The organism is Streptomyces sp. URMC 127, from assembly GCF_051386535.1.
GTDB lineage: Bacteria > Actinomycetota > Actinomycetes > Streptomycetales > Streptomycetaceae > Streptomyces.
Genome location: NZ_JBPQTW010000246.1, coordinates 1 through 9,536, shown reverse-complemented (window position 1 = coordinate 9,536; position 9,536 = coordinate 1). Strand labels below are relative to the sequence as shown.

The 9,536-nt window shown below is 72.4% G+C and carries 8 protein-coding genes and 1 pseudogene; 6 read left to right on the top strand and 3 right to left on the bottom strand.

The annotated features are described in order from the left end of the window. Positions 1-626: 626 nt before the first annotated feature. On the bottom strand, positions 627-980 hold the full coding sequence (locus ACSNOH_RS30565; protein WP_436724693.1) for a chorismate mutase: 354 nt from the start codon (positions 978-980) through the stop codon (positions 627-629). Between the two features lie 328 nt (positions 981-1,308). Here ACSNOH_RS30565 and guaA point away from each other — a divergent pair, with 328 nt between their 5' ends. The 5 genes and pseudogenes from guaA to ACSNOH_RS30540 form a co-directional block, all read left to right on the top strand. Next, entirely contained in the window at positions 1,309-2,910 is a 1,602-nt protein-coding gene (gene guaA, locus ACSNOH_RS30560) for a glutamine-hydrolyzing GMP synthase (RefSeq protein ID WP_436724692.1), read from the top strand. Positions 2,911-3,080: 170 nt separating this feature from the next. Then, entirely contained in the window at positions 3,081-3,992 is a 912-nt protein-coding gene (locus tag ACSNOH_RS30555) for an alpha/beta fold hydrolase (RefSeq protein WP_436724691.1), read from the top strand. A 47-nt stretch (positions 3,993-4,039) separates the two neighbouring features. After that, positions 4,040-4,870 (top strand): class II aldolase/adducin family protein, encoded by an 831-nt coding sequence (locus tag ACSNOH_RS30550; protein ID WP_436724690.1) that lies wholly within the window; start codon positions 4,040-4,042, stop codon positions 4,868-4,870. Positions 4,871-5,010: 140 nt separating this feature from the next. Beyond that, positions 5,011-6,039, top strand: coding sequence for a L,D-transpeptidase (locus ACSNOH_RS30545; protein WP_436724689.1), 1,029 nt, complete (start codon positions 5,011-5,013; stop codon positions 6,037-6,039). 95 nt (positions 6,040-6,134) lie between these two features. After that, positions 6,135-6,584: pseudogene (locus tag ACSNOH_RS30540) on the top strand (DoxX family protein); the annotation flags it as partial. Between the two features lie 296 nt (positions 6,585-6,880). Here the strand turns inward: ACSNOH_RS30540 and ACSNOH_RS30535 are convergent. After that, positions 6,881-7,078 (bottom strand): hypothetical protein, encoded by a 198-nt coding sequence (locus tag ACSNOH_RS30535; RefSeq protein ID WP_436724688.1) that lies wholly within the window; start codon positions 7,076-7,078, stop codon positions 6,881-6,883. Beyond that, entirely contained in the window at positions 7,065-8,393 is a 1,329-nt protein-coding gene (locus tag ACSNOH_RS30530) for a PspC domain-containing protein (protein WP_436724687.1), read from the bottom strand. Before ACSNOH_RS30530 ends, ACSNOH_RS30535 begins: the two co-directional genes overlap by 14 nt. Before the next feature lie 238 nt (positions 8,394-8,631). Here ACSNOH_RS30530 and ACSNOH_RS30525 point away from each other — a divergent pair. Continuing rightward, positions 8,632-9,536, top strand: a 905-nt coding sequence (locus ACSNOH_RS30525) for a serine/threonine-protein kinase (RefSeq protein ID WP_436724694.1), incomplete at its 3' end; no start/stop codon positions are given.

The following is a 9,536-nucleotide window of genomic DNA, read 5'->3' as shown; positions in this document are numbered from 1 at the left end:
GGGCCCCGGGCCGCCTCCGCGGGGGCGTGCGGGCGGCCTCGGGGCCCTTGACTGCCGGCACCGAGGTCAGGGCAGGGTCGGTGCCGCGGAGCGGCGCCGGGGGGAGCGCCGCTGGTCCTGGGTGGTGCGGTCCTGTGGGTGGTGCGGTCCTGGGTGGTGCGCGGGTGGTGCGGGGGCGCACTGCCTCACTGGTTCGACCAATGGCGGTGCGGGACCAGGAGGTTGGTGCTCTCCTGGCATCGTGGGGGATGGGCCGGACTCGGCGCAACCGTTTCGACCGGATACGGTCGGTTCCAGGCGTCCCCGGAACCGACCGTCCTTGGTGGCAACCGGGCTGCTGTCCCCTGCTGACCGGTCGCCGTGCACCGAAGTGAGGTCCCACGACGTGCGCACTGGCACGTCTCACACTCCGGTGGATCCGCCCTGTCGGTGCCGGGCGCCCAGGTGAACAGGGGCGGAAGCCACGCGTGGATTTCAGGTGGGCCGCTCCTGGCTGGCGCGGGCATCCGGCTCAACGAAGCGGGCCGCCGTACGGTCACGCGCCGTCCGGGTGATGTGACGGCCCGGTGAGCCGAACCCGCATGCGGCACCTGCACAGATCCCCAGGTCTCCGCAAGGGCGAGGGGTCAGATGCGGCCGCGGCACAGCTCCAGCAGCGTCATGGCGAGCGCGGTGCCGGGCTTGCCGAGCTGGTCGCTGTAGTGGCCGATGATCTCCATCTCGCGGGAGAGGTTCACCCGGCGCCCGCCGGAGGCGATGCGCTCGTGCTGGATGACGGCCGAGACGGCCATCCGTTCCTGGATGAGCCCGATGATCCTGCCGTCGAGATCGTCGATCCGCTGCCGGGCGCCGGTGATCACGCCGGCGGCCTCGTCGGTGCGGGCGCCGGTCGCGGCGGGGGCGGTGCGGGCGGCGACCGGAGTGCTGCTGCTCACAGTGCCGGTGCTCACAGTGCCCGGGCTCACGGTGCTGGTGCTCATGTCTGATCCTCCAAAAAGGGGCGGCGGCCCCCCGGAGCGGCACGGCCCGGGAAAACGACAGGCGCCCCGGGCCTTGCCGGCCCGGGGCGCCTGTGGAAGTCGCTTGTCAGTTGCTCAAGCAGCACGACCATGGCAGCCGGACGGGCCGGATGCCATAGGTAAAGACGAAGGTCTGGTGCTTGCGCATGGGGGACAGTATGGCCCGCGGACGGCGCCCGGGCCAGCTCGGGCCGGTGCGCTTTCGGATGGTGAGACAAAAGCAAGCACGCGCGCCCCGGTAGAATCGACAAATACAGACCCCCTCCTCCACCGCCGGAAGGCCGCTCCCGTGTCAGCAGCACCCACCGCCGCCCACGACAACACCGCGGAGCCGGTGCTCGTTGTCGACTTCGGCGCGCAGTACGCCCAGCTCATCGCCCGCCGCGTCCGCGAGGCGCGGGTCTACAGCGAGATCGTCCCGTCCACCATGCCGGTGGCCGAGATGCTCGCGAAGAACCCCAAGGCGATCATCCTGTCCGGCGGTCCCTCGTCGGTCTACGAGGAGGGCGCTCCCCGCCTCGACGACGCCCGCGGCCTGTTCGAGGCCGGCGTCCCCGTCTTCGGCATGTGCTACGGCTTCCAGCTGATGGCCGCGACCCTCGGCGGCACCGTCGACAACTCCGGCGCGCGCGAGTACGGCCGTACGCCACTGCACGTCACCAAGTCCGGCTCGACGCTCTTCGAGGGCACGCCGGCGGAGCAGTCGGTGTGGATGTCGCACGGCGACGCCTGCTCGGCCGCCCCCGAGGGCTTCACGGTCACCGCGTCCACGGACGTCGTCCCCGTCGCCGCCTTCGAGAACGACGAGAAGAAGCTCTACGGCGTCCAGTACCACCCGGAGGTCATGCACTCGACGCACGGCCAACTGGTCCTGGAGCACTTCCTGTACCGCGGCGCGGGCATCGAGCCCACGTGGACCACGGGCAACGTGATCGAGGAGCAGATCGCCGCGATCCGCGAGCAGGTCGGCGGCAAGCGCGCCATCTGCGGCCTGTCCGGCGGCGTGGACTCCGCGGTCGCCGCGGCCCTCGTCCAGAAGGCCATCGGCGACCAGCTCACCTGCGTCTACGTCGACCACGGCCTGATGCGCAAGGGCGAGACCGAGCAGGTCGAGAAGGACTTCGTCGCCGCGACGGGCGTCCAGCTCAAGGTCGTCGACGCGCAGGAGCGGTTCCTTTCCGCCCTCGCCGGCGTCTCCGACCCGGAGACCAAGCGCAAGATCATCGGCCGGGAGTTCATCCGCGTCTTCGAGCAGGCCCAGGCCGAGATCGTGGCCGAGGCCGGCGCGGGCGGCGAGGATGTCGCCTTCCTCGTCCAGGGCACCCTCTACCCCGACGTGGTCGAGTCCGGCGGCGGTACCGGCACCGCCAACATCAAGTCCCACCACAACGTGGGCGGCCTCCCCGAGGACCTGGAGTTCGAGCTCGTCGAGCCGCTCCGCCAGCTCTTCAAGGACGAGGTCCGCATGGTCGGGCAGGAGCTCGGCCTGCCCGAGGAGATCGTCCAGCGCCAGCCCTTCCCGGGCCCGGGCCTCGGCATCCGCATCGTCGGCGAGGTGACGAAGGACCGCCTCGACCTGCTCCGCGAGGCCGACGCCATCGCCCGCGAGGAGCTCACCGCGGCCGGCCTGGACCGTGAGATCTGGCAGTGCCCGGTCGTCCTGCTCGCGGACGTCCGCAGCGTCGGCGTCCAGGGCGACGGCCGCACCTACGGCCACCCGATCGTCCTGCGCCCGGTCTCCTCCGAGGACGCGATGACGGCCGACTGGTCGCGCCTGCCGTACGACGTGCTCTCGCGCATCTCGACGCGCATCACCAACGAGGTCGACGAGGTCAACCGCGTGGTGCTCGACATCACGAGCAAGCCGCCGGGCACCATCGAGTGGGAGTAGTCCTCCCGCGGGCCCTTCCCGGGGCCTGAGCCTTGAGGCGGCGCAGGCGTTTTTGCGTCGGCAGGGAAAAGGGCTGGCGCGATCGCGAGACGAGACGTATCGTTTTAGCCCTGAGCTCGCGCCGGCCCTGAGGTGCATACCGCTCACGAACCCCAGGAAAGGACTCCGCCATGACCCGGACCGAACCCCGTACCCGTACCGTCGAGGTCGCCCCCGGCGTCGAGCTGTGGACCGAGGAGCGCGGCGCGGCCGACACGCCCCCGCTCCTGCTGATCATGGGTGCGCAGGCGTCCGGCCTGGGCTGGCCCGAGGAGTTCGCCGACGCCCTCGCCGCCCACCACCGCGTCATCCGCTACGACCACCGCGACGCCGGCCGCTCCACCTGGTCCTACGACGAGCAGCCGTACCGCATCACCGACCTCGCGGACGACGCCCTCGCCGTCCTGGACGCCCACGGCGCCGAGCGCGCCCACGTCGTCGGCCTGTCGCTCGGCGGCATGCTGGCGCAGCTGCTGCTCGCCGATCACCCGGAGCGCGTCCTCAGCGCCACCCTCATGGGCACGTGCGCACTGAGCGAGCGGCCGCTCGTCGAGGCCGACGGGACCGAGATCGCCGCCGCCGACCTGCCAGGCATCGACCCGCGCGTCCTGGAGATGTGGGCCCGGCCCGTAGAGGATCACGGGCTGGAGGCCGAGCTGGACCGGCGCGTGGAGCACTGGCAGCTGCTCAGCGGCGACGAACTGCCCTTCCACGCGGACGAGATGCGTGAGCGCGAGCGGCGGATCATCGAGCACGCGGGGCGCTACGACGTCTCCACCGCCCACGGCCGCGCCGACCACTCGGGCATGGTCCGTACGGAGGAGCTGGCGCGCAACACCGTCCCCGTGCTGGTGACCGACGCCTCCGCCGAGCCCGTCTTCCCGCCGCCCCACCCCCGCCACATCGCCCACGTGATCGGCAACGCCCGCACGGTGGCGATGCCGGGCATGGGGCACGCCCTGCCGCGCGAGCTCCTCCGGCCGCTGGCCGAGGCGATCCTTGCGCACGCGGCCGCGGCGACGGCGGCGCCCGCCGCGTCGTAGGCCTGTTTTCTCCGCGTACCCGGCGGTAGCTTCCGTTCCGTAGTCGCGTGTGTAAGTCACGGAAGAGCCGGAGGAACGCCGCCATGCCGCAGGCAACAGCACCGGAACCGATCCCCGCCGACCAGCTGCAGTTCGCCATGCCGCCCAAGCACGAGACCGCCGAGGAGGAGCGGCGCCATCGCAAGGAGCGGCTCGCGGCGGCGCTGCGGCTGTTCGGCCGGTTCGGCTTCGAGGAGGGGGTGGCGGGGCACATCACCGCGCGCGACCCGGAGTTCACGGATCACTTCTGGGTCAACCCGTTCGGGATGTCGTTCAAGCACATCACCGTGAGCGACCTGATCCTCGTGAACCACGAGGGGAAGGTCGTCGAGGGCCGCCACCACGTCAACCAGGCGGCGTTCGCGATCCATTCGCAGATCCACCGGGCGCGGCCGGACGTCGTGGCCGCCGCGCACAGCCACTCCACCTACGGGCGTGCGCTGTCCGCGCTGGGGGAGCTGCTGGAGCCGATCACGCAGGACGTGTGCGCCTTCTACGAGGACCACGCCCTCTTCGACGACTACACGGGCGTCGTGGTGGACGAGGAGGAGGGGCGCCGGATCGCCGCGGCGCTCGGGCCGCACAAGGCGGTCGTCCTGCGCAACCACGGGCTGCTGACCGTGGGGGACACGGTGGACGCGGCCGCGTGGTGGTTCATCACCATGGAGCGCTCCTGCCAGGTGCAGCTCGTGGCGAAGGCCGCCGGGAAGCCCGTCCTCATCGACCGGGCCAGCGCCCGGCACACGCGCGACCAGCTCGGCAACGACCTGGCGGCGTGGATCAACTACCAGCCGCTGTACCAGCAGATCACGCGCAGCGAGCCGGAGCTGCTGGGCTGAGGGCCGGGCACCCCCGCCGTTCGGCGGGGGTGGCTCGTTCTTCCGGGGGTTTTTGCGGTTCTTTTACCTTGTTTACGATGGTGGGGAGCCGAGGCGCGGTCCGCCTCGGCTCTGTCATGCCATGAACCGGTAGGAGAACCATGCGCCGCCTCACTCGTGCTGTCGGGCTGTCCGCCGTCCTCGCCCTGACCGGCCTGGCCGCCACGGCGTGCGGTGGCGGAGCCGAGGCGGAGCAGCGGCCCGCGAAGTCCTCCGCGTCGTCGCCGTCCGCCGCCGCCCCGTCGAGCCCCGCGCCCGTCACGCAGAAGCCCGCGCCGGAGGCCGCCCTGCTCAAGGGCGCCGCCAGGGTCGTACGGCCCGAGATCGCCCCGGCCGACGGCGAGAAGGTCGGCGTGGGCCAGCCCATCGCCGTCGTCTTCAAGCAGCAGAAGATCTCCGGGGAACTGCGCGCCGGCATCGAAGGGCGGCTGAAGGTCTCCACCTCGCCGCAGGTCCCCGGCGCCTGGCACTGGAACGAGACCAAGGGCGACACCCGCGTCCACTTCCGGCCCGAGAAGTTCTGGCCCGCCGGCACCAAGGTGACGCTCGACGCCCGCCTGGCCGGCGTGAAGCTCGCCGAGGGCACGGCCGCCGCCGGCGACCGCAGCGTCTCCTTCACCATCGGCGACTCGATGGTCAGCACCGTCGACCTCAAGGCCCGCACGATGACCGTCGTGCGCAACGGCAAGACGCTGCGCACCATCCCGGTCAGCGGCGGCGACGAGAGCAAGGGCTTCGGCACCCGGGAGGGGATCAAGACGATCCTCGCCAAGGAGGGCAAGGTCGTCATGGACTCGCTCTCCATCGGCATCCCGCGCAACCACCCCGACGGCTTCTACGGGTCGTACGAGTACAGCATGCGCGAGACGATCAGCGGCGAGTACGTGCACGCGGCGCCGGACAACGCCGAGTCGTTCGGCAAGGAGAACGTCAGCCACGGTTGCATCGGCATGTCGACGGCCGACGCGAAGTGGCTCTACGGGCTGAGCCTCAAGGGCGATGTCGTGCAGGTCACCGGCAGCACCAAGCCGAAGCCCATGGACCGCTTCGGCAACGGCTACGGCGACTGGAACCTCAGCTGGGCGGAGTGGCTCGAAGGCAGCGCGCTGGGGATCCGCACCGGCGCCTGAGGTTATCCACAGGGGTGAACGCGTTCCGCCGCACGTCCGTATGGTTCGGGTAACGACCAGGACGGACAAGGCGGAACGGAGAGGCGGCGGACGCCATGGCATTCATCGGGCGCGGAAAGCAGGGGGAGAGCGCGCGGTACGCACTGCTGCCGCTGCGCATCTTCCTCGGCGTCACCTTCATCTACGCGGGCCTCGACAAGCTGACGGACTCCGGCTTCCTGGCGGCCACCGGGCCCGGCTCCATCGGCGAGCTGATGCGCACGGTCCGCGGCACGTCCGCCGTCCCGGAGCTGGTCGACCTCGCCCTGAAGAACCCCGAGGGCTTCGGCTACGCGATAGGCCTCGGCGAGTTCGCGGTGGGCGTCGGCACGCTCTTCGGCATATTCGCGCGCGTCGCCGCGGCCGGCGGCGCGCTCATCTCCCTCAGCCTCTGGCTGACCGTCAGCTGGCAGACCACGCCGTACTACTACGGCAACGACCTGATCTACCTCATGGCATGGCTGCCGCTGGTGGTGGCGGGCGCCCCGGTGTGGTCGGTGGACGCGGGACCGCTGCGGGTGCCGCGCAAGCGCGGAGGGGCGTCACCCCGTAAGTCCCCGGCCAAGCCGGCGCGCAAGCCAGCGGGGAAGTCGTCGGGCAAGGCGCCCGCCAAGCCGGCGGCCAAACCCTCCGCCAAGGCGCCTCGCCGCTCCGGAAAGTGAGTCCGCCCGCGCGCCGGTGACGCACACTCGTGGGGCTCCGCCGATCCGGCGCCCAAGCCCGCCGCCACGGCGCCGCACCCCCGCGGCGAGGGTCCGGCGGAATTCCAGGCCACCGGAACCCGGCCCGCACCGCCCCCGCGCTAGCGCCGCCCGCGGCGGACCGCGAAGGCCACCGCCGACACCACCCCCGCCAGGCAGAAGCCCGCCACCAGCACCGGCAGCAGCGCATACGAAGGGAAGTGGAGATTTCCATGGGCCGCCCCCAGATACGCGGCCGCGCACCCCAGCAGGACGAGCCCGATCACCAGCTTCCCCGGCTCGAAATCATGACGACGCACGGTCCACCTCCACCTGACCGATACCGACCTTGAGCCGGATCTCCAGCGTGCCGCGGGAGGGCTTCCCGGACCGCGGCTCCAGCGTCACCTGCTTCTTCTGCCCGGGGCGGACGTCGACGTCGTCGCGCGCCTCGCCGGGGAGGCGGATGTCGCCCACGCCGACGTCCATGGTGATCCGGGCCGTGACATCGTCGGGGAGGACCAGCTTGAGCTGTCCCGCGCCCACCTCGGCGCGGGTGCCGACCGCGGCGCCCCGCTGCCACGGCAGGCCGGTGAGGTCGAGCACGCCCATGCCGCTGCCCACGCGGTACTCGTCCCGGACGGCGGCCACGGACTCCGGGCGCCACGTGGAGCGCACCCACTGCGTGGACACCGACTTCGGCAGCGCTGCCGCGCCCGCCAGGAGGACGGCGGTGAGGACGGCGGCGACGACCGTGCCGCCGCCCGTGCGGCCGTAGCGGGAGCTGACGGCCATGCCGAGGCCGAAGACGGCGAGGGCGCAGGCCAGCCCGGTCTCCAGGCAGGTGCCGAGCGGCTGGTGGCGCCAGGTGAGGCCGGTGCCGAGCGCGCCGGCGACCACGGCGGCCAGGAACGTCCAGCCTCCCAGCCGCGTGCCGCCGAGGGACGCGCCGGCGCGCGGGGGGCCGCCCCTGGCGGGGACCGGCCGCTGCTCGGACCGCGGGCCGTCGTCCGGGCCCCACAGATAGCCGGTGCCGGCGCCTATCGGGCCCGTCGTGCCGTCCTTGACGATCGGGTCGCGCCACCAGGAGGGGCCGCCCGGGGCGGGCGGCGCCATGGTCTCCGGCGGGGGCGCCGCCGTCTTCTGCGCCTTGTGCGCCTTCTGCGCCGGGGACTCGGCGGCCTCGGCCCGGGGCTCGTGGCGGTGGTGCGACCAGTAGGCGGCTCCGGCCATCGCCGCCGTCAGCATCAGCGCGAAGGACATCACCGCGCTGTTGTTGAGCATCGACAGGAACAGGCCGCAGCCCACCAGGGCGCACAGCACCGCCGTCAGCGCCGGGCCCTCGACGCGGCCCGAGAACATCCGCCGGGCCTCGTTCTCCTCCTCGCCCTCCAGGGGGATCAGCAGCCACGCGAAGCCGTAGAGGATCAGGCCCAGGCCGCCGGAGACCGCCAGCACGCCGAGCACCACCCGGAAGATCACGGGATCGACGTCGAAGAAGCGGCCCAGGCCGCCGCACACGCCGGAGATCACCTTGTGCTCACGGCTGCGCCGCAGCGGCGCCCGGGCATCCTGCGGATCACCGTGAACCGGACCCGCCTCGTGCGCGTCCTGGGTGGTGGGTGTGTCGGTCATACAGAACATGGTGTCAACCGGAACGCGCTTGTGGCACACCCTGCAACCCTGGCCGTTCCCTGAGATCGCCCCTGAGAAGGTGCCGTATATCGTGTCGCGACACAGCACAGCAGGGGAACCGGAGGGCTTCGGGGTGGATGGGGCAGTGCCCGGGCAGGCGGCGCCCGGTCCGTGGCAGGACCACGGCCGGCTGGTCGCCGGGCGGTACCGCCTCGTCGAGCGGATAGGCCGCGGCGGCATGGGCACCGTCTGGCGCGCGCGGGACGAGCTGCTCGACCGTCAGGTCGCGCTCAAGCAGCTGCACGTCTCGCCGTACCTGGACGACGACGAGCTCGCCACCCTCTACGAGCGCACCCGCCGCGAGGCCCGCAGCGCCGCCCGGATCACCCATCCCAACGTGGTCGTCGTGCACGACGTGGTCGACGACCACGGCCTGCCCTGCATCGTCATGGAGTACGTGCCCTCCAGGACGCTCGGCGACGTCCTCAAGCACGGGACCGTCACCCCGGAGGAAGCCGCCCGCATAGGCCGCGGCATGATCGCGGCGCTCCGCGCGGCCCACGCCGCCGGTGTGCTGCACCGCGACGTGAAGCCGGGCAACGTGCTGCTCGGCGACGACGGCCGGGTCGTCCTCACCGACTTCGGCATCGCCCAGTCCACCGGCACCTCCACCCTCACCAAGACCGGCGAGATGGTCGGCTCGATCGACTACATCGCGCCGGAGCGCGTCAAGGGCGCCAAGCCCGGCCCCGCCTCCGACCTGTGGGCGCTCGGCGCGACGCTGTACCAGGCCCTGGAGGGCCGCCCGCCGTTCCGCAAGGACACGGCCGTCGAGACGGCGTACGCGATCGCCATGGACCCCCTGGAGCCGCCGCGCAACGCGGGCGAGCTCACCCGTCTCATCGAGACGCTGCTCGCCAAGGACCCGGCCGTGCGGCCCCCGGCCGAACTGGCCGAGCAGATCCTGCGCGAGCCCGCGGCCGAGGCGGACACGGCGCACTTCTCCGCCGCACCCGCGCCCGCACCCGCTCCCGTCCCCGAGCCCCGCCCCGCCGCCCCCGTGACCGCGCCCTGGGAGGACCGGCCGGACCGCGGCACCACCACGGCGACCGCCGCCACGGCCCCCACCGCTCCTGCTGCGCC